A 23,187-nucleotide genomic window follows, 5' to 3' on the forward strand; every position below is an offset into this window, starting at 1 on the left:
CAGGACCCCTTTTCCCATCCGGGCCATCCAGGTGGATGGGGGCAGCGAGTTCATGGCCGAGTTTGAGGAGGCCTGCTGTGCTCTGGGGATTGCCTTGTTTGTGCTGCCGCCGAGGAGTCCTAAACTCAATGGTCACGTGGAGCGGGTGCAACGGACCTTTAGGGAGGAGCTCTATACCCGGCCTCTGCCCCCCCGGCTCAGCGAGCTACAGGCAGAGCTGGATGCCTACCTGGACCACTACAACCGCCGAAGGCCTCACATGGCCCTGGGGGGTCTTGCTCCCTTGGAGTATTTAGCTAAGATGCAGGAGGAGTCGGTTCCCCAGTCTCACATGTGTTGACCGATTACAGGGTCTTGCTCCCTTGGAGTATTTAGCTAAGATGCAGGAGGAGTCGGTTCCCCAGTCTCACATGTGTTGACCGATTACACAAGCTTGACACGGAAGCCTGCACTCCCATACGATTGAAGCTGATCGGCTAGGGGTGCCCCAATGGAGGGGCTGAGAGCTGGGTTCTTCCCAGCAACCCTTAGAACCTGATCCGGGTAATGCCGGCGGAGGGAAGCCTATGCGGAAGACCCTAACCCCCCAAAACCCAACCCTTCCCCTAGGTCCTTTGGCCGGCCTAGGGGGTGAAAGGTGCTAGGCAGGCTTTACCTGGTGGTAACCCCAAGGCCGGGCTGGACCGAGGCCTACACCCTGGACCGCACCGAAAGGGCCCTGGCCGGGGGGGTGGAGGTAGTGCAGCTCCGGGCCAAGGATTGGGAGGCGAGGCCCACCCTAAGCCTGGGGGAAAAGATGAAGGCCCTGGCGGAGCGGTACGGAGTCCCCTTCATCCTGAACGACCGCCCGGATCTCGCGGCCCTTCTGGAGGCGGATGGGGTCCACCTGGGCCAGGGGGACCTTACCCCTAGGGAGGCCCGCCGCTTCTTCCAGGGGCTTGTTGGCCGCTCCACCCATGCCCCCGGCCAGGCCATGAAGGCCCTGGAGGAGGGGGCGGATTACCTCTCCGTGGGCCCCGTCTGGGAGACCCCCACCAAGCCGGGGCGGCAGGCGACGGGGCTAGGCTACGTGCGCTGGGCGGCGGAGAACCTAGAGGAGAGGCCTTGGTTTGCCATCGGGGGGATTGACCTAGAGAGCCTGGACCAGGTCCTGGAGGCCGGGGCCAGGCGGGTGGTGGTGGTCCGGGCCATCCTGGATGCCCCCGACCCCGAGGGGGCGGCCCGGGCCTTCCGGAGGAGGCTGGATGCTCTGGGTTAACGGCGAGGCCCGCCCCTGGGCGGGCTGGACCCTGGGGGAGGTCCTCAAGGAGCTCGGGCTAGACCCCAAGGGGGTGGCGATCCTGATCGGGGAGGAGGCCTTCCCCGCGGAGGCGGTTTTGGACCGGGTCCTGGAGGAAGGGGAGAGGGTGGAGCTCGTCACGCTGATGCAGGGGGGCTAGATGGACGCCTGGCGGGTGGGCAGTAAGGAGTTGAGGAGCCGGCTCCTCATGGGGAGCGGCAAGTTCAAGGATCTTGGACTGATGCGGGAGGCCATACGGGCCGCGGGGGCCGAGGTGGTCACGGTCTCGGTGCGGCGGGTGGAGGCGGGGGCCCCGGGGCATGTGGGGCTTCTGGAGGCCCTGGAGGGGCTAGGGATCACCCTTCTCCCCAACACCGCGGGGGCCCGGACCGCGGAAGAGGCGGTGCGCCTGGCCCGGTTGGGCCGGATTCTCACGGGGGAGAGCTGGGTCAAGCTCGAGGTCATCCCCGACCCCACCTACCTCCTCCCGGACCCCGTGGGGACCCTCAGGGCGGCGGAGCGGCTTTTGGAGGAGGGGTTTACCGTGCTACCCTACATCGGCCCCGACCTGGTCCTGGCGCGGCGGCTCGCCGAGCTTGGCACGGCCACGGTGATGCCCCTCGCCGCCCCCATCGGCTCGGGCTGGGGGGTGAGGACCAGGGCCCTTTTGGAGCTCTTTGCCCGGGAGAAGGCCAGCCTTTCCCCGGTGGTGGTGGACGCGGGGCTTGGCCTCCCCTCCCACGCCGCCGAGGTCATGGAGCTGGGTCTGGACGCGGTTTTGGTGAACACCGCCATCGCCGAGGCGGAAGACCCCGTGGGGATGGCCTGGGCCTTCGCCCGGGCGGTGGAGGCGGGAAGGCGGGCTTACCTTTCGGGCCCCATGCGGCCTAAGGAGGTGGCGAGTCCCTCTAGCCCCGTGGAGGGGGTACCCGGAAGGAGCCCATGAGGGCCAAGGCCATTGTAGTCGGCGCGGGGATCATCGGAAGCCTCGTGGCCTATGAGCTGAGGAAACGGGGCCTCGAGGTCCTCCTCCTGGATGCCGGCTTCCCGGGCCGGGCCACGGACGCAAGCGCGGGCATGCTTGCCCCCCACCCCGAGGGGCTAAGGGGGGAGCTCCTGGAGGCCGCGCTTTGGTCCATCGCGGCCTACCCCGCCCTCCTGGAGGAGCTCAAGCCCTTTGGCCCGGTGGAGGCGGGGTTTTCTGGGGTCTATGTGGCCGCCCTCTCCCCAAGCGAGGCGGAGCTCTGGGAGGCCCACGACCCCCTTCCCTACCCGGTCCGGGGGGGGCAGGGGGGGAGGCGGTTCCCCGGGGGGTATGTGAACCCCAAGGCCCTCCGCCAGGCCCTCCTCAGGGCCCTGTCCGCCCAAGGTGTCCCCCTCCTGGAGGCCCGGGTGGAGGAGATAAGGGAGGGCTGGGTGGGCTGGGCGGGGGGGGAGGCCCGGGGCCGGTGGACCGTCCTGGCCCTCGGGGCCTGGGGGGGGCGGTTCGGCCTCCCGGTCCGGCCCCTCAAGGGGGAGGCCCTCCTCCTCCAGGGCCCCCCGCCTCCAGGGCCCCTCTTCGCGGGCGGGGGGTATATCCTTCCCCGGGGGGAAGGGGTTTACCTAGGGGCCACGGAACGGGAGGGGTGGGCCGAGGGGGTGGACCTTTTCGGCCTTCGGTGGCTTGCGGACTACGCCCACGAGCGGTTTCCCCTCCTGGAGGGGGCCTGGTTCCTGGGGGTCCTCTGGGGGTTTAGGCCCGCAGGGGAGCTTTTCGTGCGGGAGGTGGCCCCGGGGGTTTTGGCCGCCGGGGGGCACGGGCGGAACGGGGTTCTCCTTGCCCCCTGGACGGCGCGGCAAGTTTTAAGACTTTTGGGGGTGGAAGGATGACGCAGCTGGAAGCGGCAAGGAAGGGCATCGTCACCGAGGAGATGGCCTATGTGGCCGAGCAGGAAGGGGTTTCCGTGGAGGAGCTCCGGGAAAAGGTGGCCCAGGGCCGGGTGGTCATCCCCAGGAACCCGAACCACAAGACCCTAAAGGACTTCAAGGGGATTGGGGAGGGGCTTAGCGTCAAGGTCAACGCCAACCTGGGGACCTCCTACGACTACGTGAACCCCGACGAAGAGGTGGAGAAGGCCCGGGTGGCCATCCGGTACGGGGCGGACACCATCATGGACCTCTCCACCGGGGGGGACCTTAGGGCCATCCGCCAAAGGATCCTCGAGGTGGCCACTGTCCCCTTGGGCACCGTCCCCATCTACGAGGCCGAGTTTAGGGCCGCCCGGCGCAAGAACTTCTTTGACATGTCCGCGGATGAGCTCTTAGGGGTCATCGAGGAGCACGGGCGGCAGGGGGTGGACTATATCACCGTCCACGTGGGGGTGACCCTGAAGAACCTCGAGGTCTACCGGCATAGCCACCGCACCACCGGGATTGTGAGCCGGGGCGGGGGGCTTCTCGCCGCTTGGATGCTTCACCGGGGGGAGGAGAACCCCCTCTACGCCCGCTTTGACGATCTCCTGGATATCGCCCGCACCTACGATATGACCCTCTCCTTAGGGGACGGGCTTAGGCCCGGCTCCCTCGCCGACAGCAGCGACCGGGCCCAGATCGCCGAGCTCCTCACCATCGGGGAGCTCGCCGAAAGGGCCCGCCGGGCCGGGGTCCAGGTGATGCTCGAAGGCCCCGGGCATATTCCCCTAAACGAGATCGCGACCAACATCCAGATCCAAAAGAAGCTCACGGGCCACGCCCCCTTTTACATCCTGGGGATGCTCCCCGTGGACACCGCCGCGGGGTTTGACCATATCGCCGGGGCCATCGGCGGGGCTATGGCCGGCTGGCTCGGGGCGGACATGCTCTGCTACCTAACCCCGGCCGAGCACCTGGGCCTGCCTACGGTGGAGCACGTGAAGCAAGGGGTCATCGCCTTCAAGATCGCGGCCCACGCGGCGGACGTAGCCCGGGGGAACCCGGGGGCCCTCGAGCGGAACCGGAGGATGTCCGAGGCCCGGTACCGGCTGGACTGGGAGGGGCAGTTTGGTCTTTGCCTTTACCCCGAGGAGGCTAGGCGCATCTACGAGGAGCGGGGTTCCAGGACCAAGGCTTGCAGCATGTGTGGCCCCTTCTGCCCCATGAACCTGGTGGAGGCGGTTCTGAGGGGCCGGGCCCGGATGGAGCTCCCGGTGGTCTAGGGGGCCTCGAGGTGTTCCGCCAGAACCTGGGCTACCTCCTCCACCTCAAGCCGGCACTGGGCCACCTCCAGGACCAGGTCAAAGGCTTCTTCGTTGTTAAGGCGGAGGCGGTACCCTTCGATTCGGAGAAAGACTTCGGCTGCAGCAAAGGCGGTGCGCTTGTTTCCGTCCAGGAAGGGGTGGCCCTTGGCGATGCCCGCCAGGTAAGCGGCGGCCTTCTCGGCTGGGGTAGGGTAAAGCTCCACACCCCCAAACCCAGCCCAGGGGCGTTCCAAGGCGGCCAGGAGGCGGTTCAAGTCCAGGATGCCCGGGGTGCCGCCGTAGGACCGGACCAAGTCTTCGTGGAGGGCCAGGATGTCCTCGAGTTCCAGCCTAGGCATCGGCCAGGCGCCGGTAGAGCTCGTCCCGGTCCTTGAGGGTGAGGAGGTAGGCCATGAGGAACCGGAGCCTTTCGGGATCCACGCCCTTAGGGACTAAGGCCACCTCCACTTCCTCACCCTCCTCGAGGCCGGGTGGGGCCTCTTCCAGGAGCAGGGCCCACCTTCCTTCCAGACGGATCACCTTGGCCCTCATAGGCTCAGTATAGGCGAATATGTCAGAGATAAGGGTAGCCCTCACCATCGCCGGCTCCGACTCCGGAGGGGGGGCTGGGATTCAGGCCGACCTCAAGACCTTCCACCGCTTTGGGGTCTACGGGGCCTCGGCCCTCACCCTCATCACCGCCCAGAACACCCTGGGGGTCCAGGCGGTGCACCTCCTTCCCCCTGAGCTGGTCTACCGGCAGATCCAGAGCGTGGCCCAGGACCTTCCCGTCCACGCCGCCAAGACCGGGGCCTTGGGGGATGCCCCCATCATCCGGGCCGTGGCCCAGGGGGTTAGGGATTTTGGGATTGGGCCTTTGGTGGTGGACCCGGTCATGGTGGCCAAGGGGGGGGATAGGCTCCTCGCGGCGGAGGCGGTCAAGGCCCTGGTAGAGGAGCTCTTCCCCTTGGCGAGCCTCATCACCCCAAACCGCCTCGAGGCCGAGGCCCTCCTAAATAGGCCCATCCGAAACCTAGAGGAGGCCCAGGAGGCGGCTTTGGCCCTCCTCCGGCTTGGCCCCAAGGCCGTCCTCCTCAAGGGGGGGCATCTGGAGGGGGAGGAGGCCATAGACCTCCTCGCCACCCCGGAAGGGGTGGAGGCCTTCCCGGCCCCCCGCATCTCCACCCGAAACACCCACGGCACGGGCTGCACCCTCTCCGCTGGCATAACGGCCCTTTTGGCCCAGGAAAGGAAACTGGCCGATGCGGTCAGACAGGCCAAACGCTTCATCAGCCAGGCCATCCAGACCGCCCCCCGCCTCGGACGAGGCCACGGACCCCTCAACCACTGGGCAGAAGAAGCAGTGGATGACCCATAGGTTCTGAATCTCGTTAGCCATACTGCCTACCCTGACTTCGCCAGGCTAGGAATCCCACCCTGGGTAAAGCCATGGCTTCTCCGAAGAAGGCTACTGGCTGCCAACTCCTCCCACCAGGAGTCCAACCACCCGGGCCAAAACAGCCTCAGCAACCTCACCCTTACTCATCAAGGGTAGAGGCTCAACCACTCCCCCCGGCAAAAGCAGGATGACGCGGTTAGTGTCCACAGCAAAACCAGCATCGGAGGCGGTAATGTCGTTGGCCACAATCATGGAGAGCTGCTTGCGCTCGAGCTTTTCCTGGGCGTTCTTCAGCAAGTCCTCGCTCTCGGCGGCAAAACCCACCACCACCGCCGGGCAGCCCACCCGCCGGCGCTGCTCGGCCACGGCCAGCAAGATGTCCTGGGTGTGCTCGAGCTCGATGCGGGGCAAAGCCCCCTTCTTGATCTTGTGGGCTTGGAGCTGGCGGGGGCGGAAGTCGGCCACCGCGGCGGCCATGATCAGCACGTCGGCCCCGCGGGAGAGCTCCAGGACGGCCTCGGCCATCTGGGCGGCGGTTTCCACGTCGGTGCGCTCGGCCCCGGTGGGGGTGCGCAGGGCCGCGGCGGTGGCCCCCACCACCAAGCTGACCCTGGCCCCCAGGTCCAGCGCGGCCTGGGCCAGGGCGAAGCCCTGCTTGCCCGAGGAGCGGTTGCTGAGGTAGCGCACGGGGTCGAGGGGTTCCTGGGTGCCTCCCGCACTCACCACCACGTGCTTGCCCACCAGGGGGCCGTTTCGGCTCAGGGCCAGGCGGGCGTGCCCCAGGATTTCGGCGGGCTCGAGCATCCGCCCCAGCCCCACCAAGCCCGAGGCCATGCGGCCTTGGGCCGGGCCCAGCACCTGCACGCCTCGCTGGCGCAGGGTCTGGAGGTTGGCCTGGGTGGCAGGGTGCTCGAACATGCCCCCGTCCATGGCCGGGGCCACCAGCACGGGGCAGCGCGCGGCCAGTGCGGTCAGGGTGAGCAGGTTGTCGGCCTGGCCCGCGGCCAGCTTAGCCAGGGTGTTGGCGCTGCAGGGGGCGATCAGGAGCAGGTCGGCCCCCTCGCCCAGGCCGACGTGGACCACGTGGGCGTCGCCCTCCCACAGGCTGGTGTGGGCCTTGCGCCCGGTGAGGGAGGCGAAGGTGAGGGCCGTGACGAAGCGCTCGGCCCCCTCGCTCAGGACCACGTCCACCAGGGCCCCGGCCTGGGTGAGCTTGCTGGCCAGGTCGGCGGCTTTGTAGGCAGCGACGGAGCCGCTAACGCCTAGCACGATGCGCTTGCCCTGCAGGGGGTTCACCGGTTCATCTCCCAGATGATGCGCAGGCCGTCGAGGGTCAGCCAGGGGGCGATGATCTCGATGACGGGGGTCTCCCGTGCGATGAGCTCGGCCAGGCCGCCGGTGGCGATGACCTTCATCTGGGGCCCTAGCTCGGCGCGGAAGCGGGCCACCATGCCCTCGACCAGGCCCACGTAGCCGAACAAAAGCCCCGACTGCATCGAGTGCACGGTGTTGCGCCCGATGGCCGCAGGGGGCCGTTGCAGCTCGACCTTGGGCAGTTTGGCCGCCCGCTGGAACAAGGCTTCGGCAGCAATCCCGATCCCCGGCGCGATGGCGCCCCCCAGGTAATCCCCCTCGGCGGTGATGGCGTCGAAGGTGGTGGCGGTGCCGAAGTCCACCACGCAGGCCGGACCGCCGTAGAGCTTGTGCACCGCGGCGGCATCGACGATGCGGTCGGCGCCCACCTGCGAGGGGTCGTCGTAGCGCACCCGCACCCCGGTCTGGACGCTCGAGTCCACCACCAAAGGCTTCCTCCCCAGGTATGCCTGCACGGCCTGGACCAGCGTGCCCGTCAGGGGCGGCACCACCGAGGCCAGGGCCACGGCGTCCACCTGGGCGGGCGAGTGGCCGCTGAAGGCCAGCAGGTTGAGCAGGCTGATGCCGTACTCGTCGGGCATGCGCTGGGGGTCGGTGGCGATGCGCCAGCGCGGCCCTAGCTTCTCACCCTGGTACAGGCCCAAGGTGATGTTGGTGTTGCCGATGTCGATGGCCAGTAGCATAAGCCCCTCACACTTCTCCCCAGATTGTACACACCCCCAGCCACAGGCCATGCCACTTCCTTCCTGGCCCTAAAGCCTCATACGACTCGGTATACTCTTGGGCATGACGGCGGAAGAAGCGCTGGCCTTGTTGCGAAAGGGAGCCGTGGAGGTTATCCCCGAGGAGGATTTGCTCAGCAAGCTGCGTTCGGGAAAAAAGCTGGTGGTTAAGCTGGGCCTTGACCCCACCCGGCCCGACATTCACATCGGGCATGCGGTGGTGCTGCGCAAGATGCGCCAGTTTCAGGAGCTAGGCCACAAGGTGGTGCTGATCATCGGCGACTTCACCGCCATGATTGGCGACCCCTCAGGCCGCAGCAAGACCCGCCCCCCGCTGAGCTTGGAGGAGACCCGGGCCAATGCCCAAAGCTATGTGGCACAGGTCGGGAAAATCCTCATCACCGACGACCCCTCTCGCTTCGAGCTACGCTACAACTCGGAGTGGCTGGAGAACCTGGGCTTCAAGGAGGTCATCCGGCTGGCCTCGCAGCTCACGGTGGCCCAGATGCTCGAGCGGGAGGACTTCAAGAAGCGCTACACCGAAGGGGTGCCCATCTCGCTGCACGAGTTCCTCTACCCTTTAGCTCAGGGCTACGACTCGGTGGCCATCGCCTGCGACGTGGAAATGGGCGGCACCGACCAGAAGTTCAACCTGCTGGTAGGACGCGAATTACAGGCTGCGTATGGCCAAAATCGCCAGGTAGCCTTCATCATGCCCCTTCTGGTAGGCGGCGACGGACAGAAGATGTCGAAAAGCTTCGACAATTACATCGGTATTACCGAGGAGCCTAGCGAAATCTTCCGCAAGCTAATGAAGGTGGAGGACGCCTACCTACCGACCTACCTCGAGCTGTGCACCGACCTAGCTCCGGAGGAAATCCAAACGCTTTTGCAGCAGGAAGACCCGGTAGGAGCCCACCGGGTACTGGCCCGGTTGCTTACCGGGGCCTACGCCATGGAGCGGATTCCCGCCCGGCTGGATCGGGCTTTGTACGAGTCGTTTGGCTACCGGTTGGAGGCCCACGGGCAGGATCAAACCGGACATAACCCCATCATCCAGCAGGCTGAGGCCCGCTACGACGAGATTGCCAAAGGGGGCATACCCCAGGAGATGCCCGAGGCCACCATACCTATGGCTGAGCTGCGCGAGGGCCGGATTCCGGTGGTACGGCTTTTCACCCTGGCTGGCCTGACGGCTTCCAATGGAGAAGCTCGGCGGCTGATTGAGCAAAAAGGCCTGCGGCTGGATGGCGCCCTGCTTCTCGACCCTCGGCTCGAGGTCAGCCTAGAGGAACCCCGTGTGCTCCAACGGGGCAAGGACCGCTTCGTGCGGGTGCGGCTGGGGGCCTAGCCTGTTTCCAGGGGGCGGAAGGGCGTCTCGTAGCCGGTGGCGTACAAAACGCCCCCCTCCTCCTCCAAACGCAGCCGGGGCAGGGGAAAGCGAGGCGGGCCATACACGGCCTTCCCCCCCTGCAAGGGCTCAAAGGCCCCGAAGTGGCAGGGGCAGCCCAAAAAAGGATGGTCGGTGCGGTAGTTGTAGGCAATGGAGCCCAGCTCAGGGTTATCTACGTAGTTGACCAGGCAGCCGTGGTGGGTGCAGATGCGGGAAAGGGCCAGGAAGTGGGCCTCGCCCCGGGAAAGCCCACCCACCACCGGTTCTGGCAGGCGGAAGACCACCGCCTTGAGGGGGCTTCCCTGGTAAAGGTAGTCGAAGTACTTGAAGCGCCAAGGGGCCTCCAGTTCGGCCAGGCGAGCCGCCTGCACCCAAGGGCCGTCGCGCCAGAGGGGTTCGGTCACCCTGGCCTTGGCAAAGTGAATGGTGTAGGTGCGCCAGGCCAGCCAGCCGAAAAACCCCGCGGTAACGGCGCTAGGTACCATCCACAGGAGGTCCCGGCGGTCTAGCTTCATAGCCCCCCCAGATACTCCAGCAGCACCCCCAACTCCTCTGCGCTGAGGGGTATGGCTGGCATCTGACCCCGGCCCCTAAGCACAATCTCCCGCACCGCCTCCGGCACCTTGCTGACCGGGTTGCCCCGCAGGCGGGGGCCGCTACCCCCCTGGGCCTGGGCCCCGTGGCAGGCTGCGCAGCGGCTTAGGTATACCTGCTCCCCCTTGGAGGCCGCGGTGAGCTGGCCTTTAGCGGTTTCTATAAGACCTTGCACCCGCTCCCGCGCCTCTCCCCCGGCCTTGAGGTAGCCCTCCCAGGCCCGGATAGCCTGGGAAGGCTGGCCCATCTGAAAGTACGCATTGCCCAAAAACAACCAGCCCTCCGGCACCTCCGGCTCAGCCTGCACCGCTAGCTCGAGGGCCTGGGCTGCTTCGGCAGGCCTCCCGCTCATGAACAAAAGGATGCCAATCCGCCGCACCGCAACGGGGTTGCGCGGCTCCAGCTCCACCACCTTCAGATACCCCCGGACCGCCCGCTCGAAGTCTTGGAGTTCGAAGGCCTGGTTGGCGTAGGCCAGCCAGTCGGCGGCCTGCCCGCTCTGCTCGGCCCGGCGCTCTAGGCGGCCCAGCTCGCGGGCCTCGTTACGGCTGGTGATAATGGTCTCCCCCGGTAGCCTGGGCACCGTGTAGGCCCATAGCCCTACTCCTAGAACCAGCAGGCTTAGGCTCACTACGCCCAACGTCCAGGGGCTCAGGCGGCGTGGGGTGGGGGCCTCGTGACCCAACTCGGCCAGCTGGCGCTCGAGGCGCACCACTTGGGCCAGCAGCCGTTTGCGCTCCTCCCCTTCGGCCTCCCTGGCCTGGGCCTTGAGCAGTTCTAGCTCGGCCCTGAGCTCCTCGGGACGGGGGCTAGCGGGAAAGGGCTGGGGCGGGGCCACCAGCAGGGGGCGCAGGGCATAGACCAAGGCCCCCACCAACAGTAAGGCAAGAAATAGATAGGCCAGCATCTAATCTCCATTGGCTGAGCGTTTCAGCTCAGCCTCGAGGCGGGCGATTTCCTCCTCGGGCACCTCGGCAGCCAAGCGCTGGGCCTGGGCCCGAATACGGGCCTGGTAGCGCCACAAGCCATAGACCAGCAAGCCTAGGCCCAACAGGGGGGAAAGCCAGACCCACAGGGTGAGGCCCCGGGCGGGCGGCTCGTAGAGAATCCAGTCGCCGTAACGCTCCACAAAGAAGCGGCGAATCTCCGCCTCGCTTTTGCCCTGGGCTAGCTGCTCGGCGATAATCCGGCGCATCTCCACCGCAATGCCCGCGTTGGACTCCGCCGCCGACTCCCCCTGGCAGACCGGGCAACGCAGGGTTTTGGCGATCTCGAAAACCTGGGGGGAAAGGTCGGGCGGTGGGGTGTTGGGAATGGGCTGGGCCAGAGCAAAAAAGAGCAGTCCTGTCAGAAAAAATAGGCCTCTCATGGCCGCACCTGCCTTAGGTAGGCCTCGAGCTGGGCCTGGTTCAGCTCCCCCGCATGCCGGGCCCGCACGATACCCGAGCGGTCGATCACGAAGGTCTCGGGTACCCCGTAGTAGCCATACTCGATACCGATGCGCCCCCGACCGTCGTAAACGCTAGGGAAGCTAAGCCCGTACTGGCGAACAAAGCGCAACGCCTCTTCCTCCCGATCCTGTACGTTGACCCCCAGGAAGAGCACCCGGTCTTTGTACTGCTGGTAGTAGCGCTCCAACAAAGGGGCCTCGGTGCGGCAGGGAATGCACCAACTGGCCCAGATGTTGAGCAGCACCGGCTTATCCAGGCCTGGGCTTATCCCCATCTCCTCGCCAAAGGTTGGGCGGTAGGGCTCCAGCAAAGGCAGGCTGAAGCTGGGGGCTGGCTTACCCACCAGCACCGACTTTAGCTCGTTGGGGTTGGGGCGCTGCATGCCCCAGAAAAACAACCCACCCAAGAGCAACACCCAGACTGGCCAGAACCTAAGCACCGCTCACCTCAATCACCCGCCACCGGAGCAGCCTTGGAACCGGCCACCCGCACCCCGCTGGGCCACAGGATGTATAGGGTGCCTAGCACAATGACGAACCCCGCCACCCACAACCACCAGACCATAGGGGTCACGATGAGCTTGAGGGTAGCCCACTGGCCTTTCTCCTGGTCGAATTGCATCAGGACGAAGTAATAGTCGTTGTAAGGCGTATAGCGCACCACCGGGGTGGCGATGGGCGAGGCCATCTGGGGGTAAAAGTTGAGCCGGGTCTGGTAACGCCCGTCCGCCCCCCAACCTTCGCGGCTGGTCGAGCGCACCTCAATTGGGGCCAGTACAGCAAAGCGGTTGGCTTCTTCCCGGGCCTGGATGGCAAGCAGGCGAACCTCGAGGCCCCGGGTCTGCCAGGTCTCCCCCAGGCTCAGGGTCTTCTGCTCGGTTACCCTATAGGTCTGGCTAAAAGCGATAGCCAAGGCGGCCAGGGCCACCCCAAAATGCACGATATGCGAACCAAAGCGGCGCTTGTGGCTAGCGGCCAGCTCCAGCAGGGCCTGGCTCGAGGAAATGCCCAGCGAACGGGCCCGCTCCCGTACCCCCTGGGCCACCATCAGCCAGATGGCGGTCAGATTGTAGGCGAAAAGCCCGATAGCCAGGGAAACCCCCAGGGTGAGGCCCAGCCCTAGACCAATCAGCAGGCCCACCCCTAAGGCCAGCAACATCGCCAGAAGGTTGCGCTGCACCTGGGCCTGGGTGTGGCGCCAGGGCAGCACCGGGCCTATCCCCATCAAGAGCAGCATGAAAACGCCCAGTGGCGCGGAGACCTGGTTGAAAAAGGGGGCCCCGATGGAAACCTTGGCCCCACTCACCGCTTCCACCAGCAAGGGCCAGAGGGTACCCAGCACCACCACAAAGGCAAAGGTGCCAAAGAAGAGGGCCCCTGCCAGCAAAGCCCCCTCGCGGCTGGCCCAGCGCACCTCACCGGCCTCGCGAATCTCGGCAGAAGAACGGGCCAAAAGACCCAGTCCTCCGGCCAACACCCCCAGCAAAAACAACAAAAACCAAGCCCCTACCGGCCCACTGGCAAAAGCATGCACCGACTGGATAACCCCCGAGCGGGTAAGGAAGGTACCAAAGACCGTGGCAGCAAAGGCCAGGGTGATGAAGGCGAAGTTCCAGCCCTTGAACAGCCCCTTGCGCTCTTGCACCTGGGCGGTATGCAAGAAGGCTGTGGCTAAAAGCCAAGGGATGATCGAGGCGTTTTCCACCGGGTCCCAGGCCCAGTAGCCCCCCCAACCCAGAATCTCGTAGCTCCACCACTTACCGGTGAAGATGGCCGCGGTGAGGAACCCCCAGGCAACCAGAGTCCACCAGCGGGTCTCGACAATCCAACTCTGGTAGCGCCGGGCCACCATCGCCGCCACCGCATAGGCAAAGGGCACCGAAAGACCCACAAATCCCAGGTACATTAGCACTGGGTGCACCGCCATCATCCAGTGGTTCTGCAAAAGAGGGTTGGTGCCGCGGCCATCCGGAGGCGGATTGGGTACCGCATCGAAGGGATGGGCCACAAAGACCATCACCGCAAAGAAAAATACCTGTACCGCAAACAGCGTACCCAAAGCCGACGGGGCCCGCCAGGAATCTAGACTCTTCCCCACCCGCAAACCTACCAGCCAGGTGTAGGCGGCCTGGAGCATGGCCCAAAGGAGGATAGAACCTTCTAGGGCGGCCCAGGGGGTAACCAGCTTGACCCACAAGGGATTGTGCAGCGAACTATGGCCAGCCACATAGGAAACGCTAAAGTCGTCGGTCAGAATGGCCCATTCCAAAGCAGCAAAGCTCAGCAGAGCTGCGGCAAAGGTAAGCGCGGAAAGACGCCGGGCGGCCTCGAGGTAGCGCCCATCCCGCAAAAGCTGGGCCAGCACCGCCAGAGCCAGCCCCAGCAGGGAAAAAATCAGCGCAGCCAGCAAGGAGAGGCCTCCTAGCAAACCAGGGGTCATGCCCACCTCCTCATTGGGTGCCCTCAATCAGCTTGCGCACCTCTTCAGGGGTCCAGCCTTCCTTGGGGGCCTGGTAGGTCTCGGAGTGCTTTACCAGCAAATTCTGGCTCACGAAAGCCTCCCCCTGGAACCTACCCTCCACCACCACCCCCCGGTTCTCGCCAAACAGCGCCGGCGGGGTCGCTCCCGAGGAGCGTACCGGCACATCCTTGACCCCATCGGTGACCACAAAGCGCAGCTCGAGGGTCTGAGGGTTGTACTCCAGGGTTCCTGGCTTAACCAGCCCTCCTAAACGCACCGGGCGGTTTTGGTAGCGGTCTATCTGTTGGTAGTACTCGCTAGGGGTGATGAAGTAAACCAGGTTCTGCCCCAGTCCGCCGAAGACCAGATAGGCCAGGGCCCCCGCCACCACCACCAGGGCAATCAGGTATTTGGGTTTCATCCACACCTCACTTGCTCTTCTGGTAGCGCCAGATCAGGTAACCCAGGTAGCCAAACACCGCGGCGTAGACCACCGCGTAGGTCCAGACCACGAAGGGGTTGGCCGGGTTCCAAAGCGGGTTGTCGGGCATCTCAGGCCTCCTCCCGGGCAGCCTCGCGGGCCGCTATCAAGGCGCGCAGGCGTATGAGCCCAATAAACACTAGGGTAAAGGCCGCCAGGTTAATTAGCATAGGGATCAGGATGGCGGCATCCACATTGATCTTGCCGGTGGTCAGGTCGATGGACTGGGTCTGGTGCAGGCTGCGCCACCACTTCACCGACATGTAGCTGATGGGCACGTTAATGGCCCCCAGAATAGCCACCCCTGCGGCCGCCTTGGCTCGTAGTTCAGGGTCTTCGATGGCCCCCCGCACCACCACATACCCCACATAGATGGCAAACAGGATGGCGGTAGTGGTCAGCCGAGGCTCCCAGTCCCAGTACACCCCCCAGGTGGGCCGGGCCCAGAGCATCCCGGTCAGCAGCGTCAGGGCCATGAAGATAAGCCCCACCTCCACAGTGGCCGCGGCCAGGCGGTCGTGGTGGGCCTTACGCCGCACCAGGTAGGCCACCGAGTAGCCCAGGGCCACAAAACTAGCCGCGTAGGCCATCCAGGCCATGGGAACATGCAGGTGGAAGATGCGGGCTACGTAACCTTGGCTCTGGTCAGGCGGGGATGACATGGCAGCAAAAAAGCCCCACACCACTCCTATAATCCCCAAGCCTAGGATGCCCAGGGTCAGGTAGTCTAGGCGATTGGTTGGGCTCGAGCGTGCGAGTTGCATTTGGCATTTCCTCCCTTGCTTTTACGCTACCGCGTTTTTGGTTAAGTTAGGGTAAACCACCATACCCCTTGGCTTTTACCACTATAAAGTTACGCCCCGGGGGTAAGTGTGGGTATGAGCGCATATAACTTTGTGCCAACTGCCTTCTAGCCTTCCAGCATATAGGGGAAGATCACGGCACAAAGCGTTACATACACCACATCAAACACCAGCAATAAGCGCAACCAGTCGGCCAGCTCGACGATGGGAAGCCCCTCGGCCAGGCCCTGGGTCAGGCGCACCGCCGCCAACACTACTGGAATCACCAAGGGAAACAGCAAAAGCGGCAGTAAGACCTCACGTCCCCGCAGCCGGGCTAGCATACCGGCGTAAAAAGTGGAAATAGCTGCATAGCCCAGCGAACCCAGCAGCAAGGTCAGTATGTACCAGGGCCAGCTTTGCATGGGTAGGTAGAAAAGTCCCGCGGTAAGCCCCAGTAGAGCCAGGCCTACCCCCAAGAGCAAAGTGAACTGGAACAGCAGCTTACCAAAATAAATCCATTCCCGGCTGCCTGGGGTAAGGAGCAGCTCGTCCAGGGTGCCGTCCTCGACCTCGAGGCCAAAAGCCCGCCCAGCCAGAAGGCTACCGGCAAAGGCCAGCGCTACCCACAATACCCCCGGGGCCGCCTGGCGCAGGGCCTGCGGACTGGGGCCAAAGGCCATAGCCAGGATAAAAAGCATAACCGCCAGGAAGAAAACTGCCGATAAAATGCCGGTGCGCCCACGGAACTCCAGGACCAGATCGCGCCAGGCCAGCCAAAGGATTCGCTGCACGGGGCTAGGGTATCAAATCTCGCTCTCCTGGCCCAACCCCTGTTTGCGGAAACGCGCGATAAGCACCGGGGAAAGCAGCGACACCGCAGCCAATACCCACAGCAGAGTGGCAATGGGGCTGCTGAAGAGGTAGCCCAGATCACCGTTGCTAATGGTCATGGCCCGGCGCAAGTTAATCTCCATCAGATAGCCCAACACCAAACCCAGCAACACCGGGGCCAAAGGAAAATCCAGCTTGCGCATCAAGTAGCCCACCAGGCCAAAAAAGGCCATCAAGAGCAGGTCGAAGGGGTTGTTGTTGACGGCATAGACCCCGATGAAGCTAATAGCCACCACCGCTGGCAGCAAAAACCAGGTCGGCACGGCCAGCAGACGCACGAAAAGGCCAACCAGCGGCAGGTTCAGCATCAGGAGTACGGCGTTACCTACGTACATCGAGGCGATCAGACCCCAGACCACCTCGGGATGTTTCTCGAACATCTGGGGGCCAGGGGTGACCCCCAGGCTCATCAGAGCCCCCAGCATGATGGCCGTGGTGCCACTACCAGGCAAACCCAGGGTGAGCAGGGGAATCATGGCCCCTCCCGCCGCGGCGTTGTTGGCCGACTCCGGGGCGGCCACCCCGCGCAAATCCCCCTCGCCGAAACGCGCTTTGGCCCCCAGCAGGCGCTTCTCGGTGGTATAGGCCACAAAGCTGGCGATGGAAGCCCCTGCCCCAGGCAGCACCCCAATCAGAAAACCCAGCACGCTGCTACGCAGAATAGTGCCGAGGGAAAGAAAGAAATCCTTGAGGGAAAGGTAGATGCGCCCCACCTGGGCCCGCACCGCCCCTGGGGTTTTTTCCTCCAGGAGAACCAGCACCTCGCTCACTGCGAAGAGACCGATGGCCACTACCAGGAAGTCTATCCCGTCCTCGAGCTCCAAAAAACCAAAGGTGTAGCGGGAAATGCCTGACTGGGGGTCCTGGCCCACGGTAGCTAGCATCAGGCCGAAACCAGTCGCAATCAGGGCTTTGGCCAGGTTTTTACCCGCCAGAGCGGAAAGGGTGGAAAAACCGAAGACCATTAGGGCAAAATACTCCGCCGGCCCGAAGCGGATGGCCCACTGGGCCAAAAGGGGCCCTAAGGTCATAAGGCCCACCACCGAGAGGGTACCGGCGATAAAAGAGCCCCAGGCCGCTACCGCCAGGGCCGGGCCAGCCTGGCCCTTCTGGGTTAGCTTGTGGCCATCGATAGCGGTGACCACCGAGGCGGTCTCGCCTGGGATGTTGAGCAGAATACTGGTGGTGGAACCGCCATACATAGCCCCGTAGTAGATGCCAGCCAGCAAAATCAGGGCTGACTCGGGCGGCATCTTGAGGGCAAAGGTCAGGGGCACCAGCAAGGCTACCCCGCTGATGGGGCCTAAGCCCGGCAGCACCCCAATAAGGGTACCCACCAGGCAGCCCAACACGACCAGCAGCAAGTTGAGGGGCTGAAAGGCCACCCCAAAACCATTCCAAAGCGCTTGCAAAATATCCATGCGGCTCCCCTTAGCCAAAAACCCGACCCACAGGCAGGCTCACGCCCAGCCCCTCGGTGAAAAGGAAGTAAACCACCAGGGTAAAGGCCAATGCCCCCCCTAAGCCCGGCCAGAAGCGGGCTCCAAACAGGTAGGAAAGCAGGGCCATCTCCAGCGTGGTGGTCAGAATGAAACCCAGCGGCACCACCAGATAGGCGTAGGCCACCAGGCTCAAAAGCACCAGGGCAAAAGACCGCCAAGCGGAACGGGGCGGCCAGGTGGGGTTGGGGTCGGGTCTGAAAAGCAACCAAAAGGCCGACAACCCCAGCAAAGCCGCGATCAGATAGGGAAAGGGCCGGGGTCCCAGGGGATCGGAGAGGAAGCCCACCTGCATCCGGCTGGCCTCCCAGGCATAGCCTAGGGTCAGCAACAAAACCACAGTACCCACCACACGGTCAACCATAGTGACGTCCATAAAGCGGGCCGGCCCCTTCCTGCCACCCTGGGGCCGGCTCGTCCGACTAGCGGATGATCCCCAGCTCGCGGGAGAGGTTGCGGAACTGGTTAACTTGGCGGTCGATGAAGACTTGGAACTCAGCCCCTACCATGAAGAACTGGCCCAAGCTGTTTTGCTCGCGCACCTTGGCCCATTCTGGGCTGCGCTCGAGCTGGCGCAGGGCCCGGGCCCAGAACTCGTAGGCTTCTGCAGGCATGTTTTTGGGTACATAAAAGCCCCGCCAAACCACCCACTCCACGTTGTAGCCCAGCTCCTTGAGGGTAGGCACGTTGGCGTAGGGGCCGTCTAGCCGCCGCGGGGCCATAACCCCCACGCACGGTACCGGCCTCGAGCTGCGTCCTAAGCTCGGAAGCATCGCCAGCAAAAACCTGGATGAACCCGCCCAAAAGCGCGGTTAGGGCCTGTCCTCCCCCGTCGAAGGGCACGTACTTGATGGCACGGGGCTCGAGGCCGACTGACCGGCCCAGCAACAGCACCTTCATATGGTCCTGCCCCCCTACCGCGCTACCACCACCCACCGCGATTTTGCTAGGGTCGGCCTTCCAGGCCGCCACTAGCTCCTGCAGGGTCTTCCAAGGCGCATCGGCCTTCACCGCCACCAGTCCAAAGTCGGCGGCGACCGCACCCAACCAGCGCACATCCCGCTCGGTGAAGCGGCTAAACTGCCCCTGGGCCAGCCGCACCGTGGTGGCCGGGCTGGCCGCCACAATCAGGTTGGCGTCGCTATTGCGCTGGGTAACCACGTTGGCATAGGCCACCCCTCCACCCCCACCGGTCAGGTTGGTTACCTTAATGGGCTGGTTGACGATCTTCAGCTCCAACAAAACCTGGGCCACGCTGCGGCAGGTGAAGTCCCAACCTCCCCCAGGCGCCGCTGGCGCGATGCATTCGGGGTTGCGCGGGGTGAACTGGGCCAGGGCAAGACCACTGGCCACTAGGGCAAAGTAGAGCCACTTTCTCATGCTCAGTCCTCCTTCGCTGCCAAAACGCCACCAACCCGCCGGAACAGGCCTAAACCTTGTTGCCGACAAAACCAGGCTGGTACGTGCCCTCAGATTCTAGCCACAACCCCGCCGGCGTCAAGTTTTTGTTCATTTTGTTCACGGGAAGGCAACCCTGCTATGCTGGTGTTCTCGAGGCCCCATGAGCGTTGCTCGGCCCCTACCCCACCTGTTGCCCCGCCGCCAGCCCCGCACTCGGCTGGGCATCCAGGCCCGTTTGTTTTTGTGGCAGGTCTCGCTTTTCAGTGGCCTGATGCTGATTCTAGCCGGCATCCAGGTGTATACCCTCTACCAGTCGGTGCGCAAAGAGTACGGCCAGCGGGCCTTGCTCATCTCCCGCACCGTGGCCCAGATTCCCAGCCTGATCGAGGCCTTCGACCACCCCGACCCCAGCCAGCTCATCAACCCTCTGGTAAACCGCATCCGGGCCCAAGTCGGCGCCGACTACATCGTGGTAGGCGACCATCAGGGTATCCGGCTAGCCCACCCCCTACCCGACCGCCTGGGCAAGCCCATGGTGGGAGGGGACAACCATGAACCCCTGGCGGGGCGGGAGATCATCAGCCTGGCCACCGGAAGCATGGGTACCGCCATTCGGGGCAAGGTACCGATCTTCGATGCAACAGGCCGGGTACGGGGGGTGGTCTCGACTGGCTATCTGCTACCTACCCTGCAAAGCCTGGCTGCGCGGGTCATCCTAGGCCTGCTGCCTTGGTACGGGCTGGGTCTGGGCTTTGCCCTGTTGAGCAGTGTCTGGCTGAGCCAGCGCATCAAACGGGAGATGCTCAACCTCGAGCCCGAGCAGATTGCCGCCCTGGTCCTGCAACACCAGAGCGTGCTCGAGGCCTTGCAGGAAGGGGTACTGGTGGTGAACGCCAAGGGCCAGATAGAGCTGGCCAACCCCCGGGCCTTGCAGATGCTCGGCCTTCCCCTTGAAGCCCAAGGCCACTACGCCTTGCTGGAGGCCTGGCCAGAGCTATCCCACAGCGGCCTGCTGGGGGAGGGCCCGGTGGTCAACGCACCGCTGCGCCTGGGCAGCCTGCCGGTGCTGGTGGGGATTATCCGCATGAGCGATGGGCAGTGGGTGGTGACCTTCCGCGACCGGGCCGAGATCATGCAGATGGCCGAGGAGCTAACCCAAACCAAGCGCTATGCCGATCTGTTGCGGGCGCAAAACCACGAGTTCATGAACCGCTTGCACACCATCGCCGGGCTGATTCAGTTAGGGCAAAGCGGCGAGGCCTTGGCCCTAATCCGCGGGGAGGTAGCCCAGACCCAAGCGGTGCGTAGCCTGATTTCCTCCATCGAGGTACCGCGCCTGGCCGCCTTACTCATCGGCAAGTACGAGCGGGCTAAGGAGCTGGGTCTTTGCTTTGAACTCGAGGCCGGCTCGAGCCTGCAAGCTGGCTGGGAGCGGGTATCGGAAAGCCTCGAGCTCATCCTGGGCAACCTGGTGGAAAACGCCTTCGAGGCAGTGCAGGCCCTGCCCCTAGGCGCCTCCCGCCAGGTAACCGTGATGATCGGCGAGGACCCCGAAGGACTTCAGCTCGAGGTACGAGACAACGGGCCCGGGGTTCCAGAGGCCCTGGGAAGCCGGGTATTTGAGCGGGGGGCCTCGAGCAAAGGGGCAGGCCGCGGCCTGGGACTATACCTGGTAAAGCAACAGGCCGAGGGACTGGGCGGCCAGGTACGCTACTTCCGCCGGGGAGGCCTGACGGTCTTCCAGGTCAGCCTGCCCCCCATTGGCGAATGAACGGGGTTATGGAGGCGGTGCGGGTCTTGCTGGTAGAAGACGACCCCTGGGTGCTCCAGGTCAACCGCGGCTTGGTGGAAACCGTGGAGGGCTTCAAAGTGGTGGGCGAGGCCCGGAGTCTGGCCCAGGGGCAGGCCCTGGCCCTCTCGCTGAAACCCGACCTACTACTGGTGGATGTGTACCTACCCGACGGCACCGGCCTGGGCCTAATCCGAACCCTACGCAGCCAGGGGCTGCCCTTCGAGGCGGTCATGATTACCGCAGCCAACGATGTCCACACCGTACAACAAGCGCTGTACGATGGGGTGCTGGACTTCCTCATCAAACCCTTCCAGCGGCCCCGGCTGGAGCGGGCTTTAGCACGCTATTTGCAGCGCCGACAGGCCACCCAGGCCCCCACCTTCACCCAGCGCCGGCTGGACCGGCTACTGGGCGTGACCTCTGCGGAGACCCTGCCCAAAGGCATCGATGAGGAAACCCTGGAGCAAATCCGGCAGCTTTTGGAGAAAGCCCCCGCTCCCTTGAGCGCCGAGGAGGTAGGCGAGCAGGTGGGGGTTAGCCGGGTGACCGCCTGGCGTTACCTGGAGTACCTGTGCCAGTCTGGCTTAGCCGAACTCCAGGTGGGCTACGGTGGTGTGGGCCGCCCTATTAAGCGCTACCGGGTTCGCTAGGGGTTGCCTAGCAGGATGGAGCCCAAGCGGGTGCCCTCGAGGCTTTCCAGCAAGGCCTGGCGCGAGCGCTCGAGGTGGCGCTCTATAAGGGCGGCGGCTTCCTCGCCCTTGCCCTGCTGCACCAGCTCGAGCAGCGCAGCGTGGTCGAGGTGGGCCTGGTTGGCCCCCTGGGGGCGGGTAATTTCCAGGTAGCGGGCCCGGTAGATGCGCTGCAAAACCTGGGCTAGCGAGGCCACCACAAAGCGGTTGCCGGTAAGCCGGGCCAGGGCCAGGTGGAAGTCGGTGGCCTTTTCCAGCTCCACCTCGGGGTCGAGATCGGCATCCACCGCAGCCAGCAGCTCCTTGAGGTCGCGGTGCTTGGGAGGACGGGCCGCGGCCACCCGCACGACGTGGGCCTCGAGCCAGCTACGAAACTCGAAGGCCTCCTCGAGCTCGGCCAAATCAATAGGGGCCACGGTGTAGACCCGCCCCTTGCGCTCCACCAACCCTTCGCGGAAAAGCTGTTGGATCGCGGCACGAATGGGTGTACGGGAAACCGCCAGGAGTTCCTCGAGCCGCCGTTCCACCAAAGGCTCTCCCGGCCTAAGCTCTAGGGACAGAATCAGCCGGCGCAACCGGCGGTAGGCTTCTTCAGTCTGCGGTGCTGTCATAATTCAGACAAAAGTCATCCTAATGGTATACCATCTCAACCGCCTAGCCCAAAGGCTCCAACCGCCCTTCGTAGGCCAGCCAGCGGATGCCTTTTGCCTGGGCATACGCGCGCAGGTCGTTTAGATTTTGGGTCCAGGCCAGCTCCACCCGCCGCCCTTCTGCCCGCAAACGGCGGGCCATGGCCCGATCCAGGGCCAAAACCTCGGGCGGGGCCTCGGTAAGGGGTAGGCGCAACGCCTCCATCACCCGCTCCAGCCCCAAGGCAAACCCCGCGGCGTAGGGCAACAAGGCCCCATCGTAGCGGCCTCCACCCAGCAAGGGCAGGCCGAAGTCGGGGGTATAGGCCTGGAAGTTGAGGCCGGTGTAGAAGCCCAGCAGGCGGGCCCGGCCCAGATCGAGGAGCAAAGGCACCTCGGGCAGCAACGCCAGCACCGCCTCGAGCCAGTCCAGGTCGGCCTGAGCCTTGTCTGAAAGGGGTAGCCGGCGCGCCTCCTTGAGCACCTCGCGCCCTCCATACAGGTCGGGTAGGGCCAGGATAACCCGTTGGAGGGTGGGGTGAACCTGATACGCTTGCAATAAAGCCGCCAGCTCCGGACTGTTTTTGCGGTGAATGGCTAGGCGCAAGCGCTCCTTTGCGGGCTGGGTTAGGCCGGTCGTATCCAGCAAATCCCGCACCAAAGCGGGTAGGCCCACCTCTATTTTGGCCTCGGGGAAGCCGATTAGCCTAAGGGCCTCCCAGGCCAGCTCGAGCACCTCGGCATCCGCCTGGGGGCTAGAAACCCCCACCAGCTCGGCCCCCACCTGGGTGAACTCCCGGCTACGCCCCAGCTCGGCGTTGGCCTCGCGCAGCCAAAGGCTACCCGCGTACTGCAACCGCACCGGCTGGCCGGATAGAAAAAGGCCCTGGCTCTGCAAAAGCCCCGCCACCGCGGTGGTGAACTCCGAGCGCAAGGCCAGCACCTCCCCGGTTTTGTCTACCAGTTTGAAAGCCCGCTCGGCCAAAGCGTGCTGGGGGTCGTAGAGCTCCAGCGCGGGCAGCTCCACTGGCTCATAGCCCCAGGTATACAACAGCCGGGCTAAACGCTCCTGGAACTCCCGCCGTAAGCGGGCCTCAGGAGGCAGGAAGTAGCGCGTACCCTCGGGGATCACCAGAAGCTCTCCTGGGGGGCAG

At 64.7% G+C, this 23,187-nt stretch carries 27 protein-coding genes, 2 pseudogenes and 1 riboswitch; of the genes and pseudogenes, 10 read left to right on the forward strand and 19 right to left on the reverse strand.

What is annotated here, in order from left to right; all coding sequences use genetic code 11:
• The 6 genes and pseudogenes from G552_RS0103005 to thiC form a co-directional block, all read left to right on the forward strand.
• Positions 1-375, forward strand: a pseudogene (locus tag G552_RS0103005) (integrase core domain-containing protein); the annotation flags it as partial.
• A gap of 93 nt (positions 376-468) precedes the next feature.
• Positions 469-578: riboswitch (TPP riboswitch) on the forward strand.
• A gap of 59 nt (positions 579-637) precedes the next feature.
• On the forward strand, positions 638-1,258 hold the full coding sequence (gene thiE, locus G552_RS0103010; RefSeq protein ID WP_027881677.1) for a thiamine phosphate synthase: 621 nt from the start codon (positions 638-640) through the stop codon (positions 1,256-1,258).
• Positions 1,245-1,439 carry a sulfur carrier protein ThiS gene (gene thiS / locus G552_RS0103015; RefSeq protein ID WP_027881678.1) on the forward strand — a complete coding sequence of 65 codons (195 nt, stop codon included), beginning with the start codon at positions 1,245-1,247 and terminating at the stop codon, positions 1,437-1,439. The genes thiE and thiS overlap by 14 nt, the downstream gene beginning before the upstream one ends.
• On the forward strand, positions 1,440-2,225 hold the full coding sequence (locus G552_RS0103020) for a thiazole synthase (RefSeq protein WP_027881679.1): 786 nt from the start codon (positions 1,440-1,442) through the stop codon (positions 2,223-2,225). It abuts the gene before it with no gap.
• Positions 2,222-3,148, forward strand: a complete 927-nt coding sequence (locus G552_RS0103025) for an NAD(P)/FAD-dependent oxidoreductase (protein ID WP_027881680.1) — start codon at positions 2,222-2,224, stop codon at positions 3,146-3,148. Before G552_RS0103020 ends, G552_RS0103025 begins: the two co-directional genes overlap by 4 nt.
• The gene (thiC, locus tag G552_RS0103030; protein ID WP_027881681.1) at positions 3,145-4,452 is read left to right on the forward strand and encodes a phosphomethylpyrimidine synthase ThiC; all 1,308 of its coding nucleotides are present in this window, start codon (positions 3,145-3,147) and stop codon (positions 4,450-4,452) included. Before G552_RS0103025 ends, thiC begins: the two co-directional genes overlap by 4 nt.
• On the opposite strand, the gene G552_RS0103035 is transcribed toward thiC, so the two are convergent.
• Complete coding sequence (locus tag G552_RS0103035; RefSeq protein ID WP_027881682.1) at positions 4,449-4,832, reverse strand: type II toxin-antitoxin system death-on-curing family toxin; 384 nt, start codon at positions 4,830-4,832, stop codon at positions 4,449-4,451. The genes thiC and G552_RS0103035 overlap by 4 nt on opposite strands.
• Positions 4,825-5,025 (reverse strand): hypothetical protein, encoded by a 201-nt coding sequence (locus G552_RS0103040; RefSeq protein WP_027881683.1) that lies wholly within the window; start codon positions 5,023-5,025, stop codon positions 4,825-4,827. The genes G552_RS0103035 and G552_RS0103040 overlap by 8 nt, the downstream gene beginning before the upstream one ends.
• Positions 5,026-5,053: 28 nt before the next feature.
• Here G552_RS0103040 and thiD point away from each other — a divergent pair, with 28 nt between their 5' ends.
• Positions 5,054-5,851: a bifunctional hydroxymethylpyrimidine kinase/phosphomethylpyrimidine kinase gene (gene thiD / locus G552_RS0103045; protein WP_027881684.1), complete on the forward strand. Its 798-nt coding sequence runs from the start codon at positions 5,054-5,056 to the stop codon at positions 5,849-5,851.
• 90 nt (positions 5,852-5,941) lie between these two features.
• On the opposite strand, the gene coaBC is transcribed toward thiD, so the two are convergent.
• Together coaBC and G552_RS0103055 are read right to left on the reverse strand one after the other, a co-directional pair.
• Complete coding sequence (gene coaBC, locus G552_RS0103050; RefSeq protein ID WP_027881685.1) at positions 5,942-7,168, reverse strand: bifunctional phosphopantothenoylcysteine decarboxylase/phosphopantothenate--cysteine ligase CoaBC; 1,227 nt, start codon at positions 7,166-7,168, stop codon at positions 5,942-5,944.
• A complete protein-coding gene (locus G552_RS0103055) occupies positions 7,165-7,929 on the reverse strand; it encodes a type III pantothenate kinase (protein WP_027881686.1) in 765 nt (254 codons plus the stop codon). Before G552_RS0103055 ends, coaBC begins: the two co-directional genes overlap by 4 nt.
• 103 nt (positions 7,930-8,032) lie before the next feature.
• Here G552_RS0103055 and tyrS point away from each other — a divergent pair, with 103 nt between their 5' ends.
• Complete coding sequence (gene tyrS, locus G552_RS0103060; protein WP_027881687.1) at positions 8,033-9,319, forward strand: tyrosine--tRNA ligase; 1,287 nt, start codon at positions 8,033-8,035, stop codon at positions 9,317-9,319.
• On the opposite strand, the gene G552_RS0103065 is transcribed toward tyrS, so the two are convergent.
• From G552_RS0103065 to G552_RS16930, 13 genes and pseudogenes are all read right to left on the reverse strand, one after another.
• Complete coding sequence (locus tag G552_RS0103065) at positions 9,316-9,876, reverse strand: QcrA and Rieske domain-containing protein (RefSeq protein ID WP_027881688.1); 561 nt, start codon at positions 9,874-9,876, stop codon at positions 9,316-9,318. The genes tyrS and G552_RS0103065 overlap by 4 nt on opposite strands.
• Positions 9,873-10,862, reverse strand: a complete 990-nt coding sequence (locus G552_RS0103070; protein ID WP_027881689.1) for a c-type cytochrome — start codon at positions 10,860-10,862, stop codon at positions 9,873-9,875. Before G552_RS0103070 ends, G552_RS0103065 begins: the two co-directional genes overlap by 4 nt.
• Positions 10,863-11,324, reverse strand: coding sequence for a cytochrome c-type biogenesis protein (locus tag G552_RS0103075; protein WP_027881690.1), 462 nt, complete (start codon positions 11,322-11,324; stop codon positions 10,863-10,865).
• Positions 11,321-11,788, reverse strand: coding sequence for a TlpA family protein disulfide reductase (locus G552_RS0103080; protein WP_051195660.1), 468 nt, complete (start codon positions 11,786-11,788; stop codon positions 11,321-11,323). Before G552_RS0103080 ends, G552_RS0103075 begins: the two co-directional genes overlap by 4 nt.
• A 65-nt stretch (positions 11,789-11,853) precedes the next feature.
• Positions 11,854-13,845: a heme lyase CcmF/NrfE family subunit gene (locus tag G552_RS0103085; RefSeq protein WP_027881692.1), complete on the reverse strand. Its 1,992-nt coding sequence runs from the start codon at positions 13,843-13,845 to the stop codon at positions 11,854-11,856.
• Positions 13,846-13,855: 10 nt separating this feature from the next.
• On the reverse strand, positions 13,856-14,287 hold the full coding sequence (gene ccmE, locus G552_RS0103090; RefSeq protein ID WP_027881693.1) for a cytochrome c maturation protein CcmE: 432 nt from the start codon (positions 14,285-14,287) through the stop codon (positions 13,856-13,858).
• A gap of 7 nt (positions 14,288-14,294) precedes the next feature.
• Positions 14,295-14,417 carry a hypothetical protein gene (locus G552_RS16920; protein WP_281167331.1) on the reverse strand — a complete coding sequence of 41 codons (123 nt, stop codon included), beginning with the start codon at positions 14,415-14,417 and terminating at the stop codon, positions 14,295-14,297.
• 1 nt (position 14,418) lies between these two features.
• A complete protein-coding gene (gene ccsA, locus G552_RS0103100; protein WP_027881694.1) occupies positions 14,419-15,111 on the reverse strand; it encodes a cytochrome c biogenesis protein CcsA in 693 nt (230 codons plus the stop codon).
• Positions 15,112-15,257: 146 nt separating this feature from the next.
• Complete coding sequence (locus G552_RS0103105; RefSeq protein WP_027881695.1) at positions 15,258-15,923, reverse strand: heme exporter protein CcmB; 666 nt, start codon at positions 15,921-15,923, stop codon at positions 15,258-15,260.
• A 12-nt stretch (positions 15,924-15,935) separates the two neighbouring features.
• The gene (locus G552_RS0103110; RefSeq protein WP_027881696.1) at positions 15,936-17,444 is read right to left on the reverse strand and encodes a tripartite tricarboxylate transporter permease; all 1,509 of its coding nucleotides are present in this window, start codon (positions 17,442-17,444) and stop codon (positions 15,936-15,938) included.
• A 10-nt stretch (positions 17,445-17,454) separates the two neighbouring features.
• Entirely contained in the window at positions 17,455-17,886 is a 432-nt protein-coding gene (locus G552_RS0103115; RefSeq protein WP_027881697.1) for a tripartite tricarboxylate transporter TctB family protein, read from the reverse strand.
• Between the two features lie 58 nt (positions 17,887-17,944).
• A complete protein-coding gene (locus G552_RS16925) occupies positions 17,945-18,295 on the reverse strand; it encodes a tripartite tricarboxylate transporter substrate-binding protein (RefSeq protein ID WP_342664855.1) in 351 nt (116 codons plus the stop codon).
• 16 nt (positions 18,296-18,311) lie between these two features.
• Positions 18,312-18,902: pseudogene (locus tag G552_RS16930) on the reverse strand (tripartite tricarboxylate transporter substrate-binding protein); the annotation flags it as partial.
• Positions 18,903-19,083: 181 nt separating this feature from the next.
• Between G552_RS16930 and G552_RS0103125 the strand changes: the two are divergent.
• The gene (locus tag G552_RS0103125) at positions 19,084-20,694 is read left to right on the forward strand and encodes an ATP-binding protein (protein WP_027881698.1); all 1,611 of its coding nucleotides are present in this window, start codon (positions 19,084-19,086) and stop codon (positions 20,692-20,694) included.
• Positions 20,691-21,365, forward strand: coding sequence for a response regulator (locus G552_RS0103130; protein WP_211224803.1), 675 nt, complete (start codon positions 20,691-20,693; stop codon positions 21,363-21,365). Before G552_RS0103125 ends, G552_RS0103130 begins: the two co-directional genes overlap by 4 nt.
• On the opposite strand, the gene G552_RS0103135 is transcribed toward G552_RS0103130, so the two are convergent.
• Complete coding sequence (locus G552_RS0103135; RefSeq protein ID WP_027881700.1) at positions 21,362-22,015, reverse strand: GntR family transcriptional regulator; 654 nt, start codon at positions 22,013-22,015, stop codon at positions 21,362-21,364. The two genes, G552_RS0103130 and G552_RS0103135, sit on opposite strands and share 4 nt — an antisense overlap.
• Positions 22,016-22,058: 43 nt before the next feature.
• Positions 22,059-23,165, reverse strand: a complete 1,107-nt coding sequence (locus tag G552_RS0103140; RefSeq protein ID WP_027881701.1) for an ATP phosphoribosyltransferase regulatory subunit — start codon at positions 23,163-23,165, stop codon at positions 22,059-22,061.
• Positions 23,166-23,187 lie beyond the last annotated feature (22 nt).

The organism is Meiothermus rufus DSM 22234 (assembly GCF_000423425.1).
In the GTDB taxonomy this organism is placed as follows: domain Bacteria; phylum Deinococcota; class Deinococci; order Deinococcales; family Thermaceae; genus Meiothermus; species Meiothermus rufus.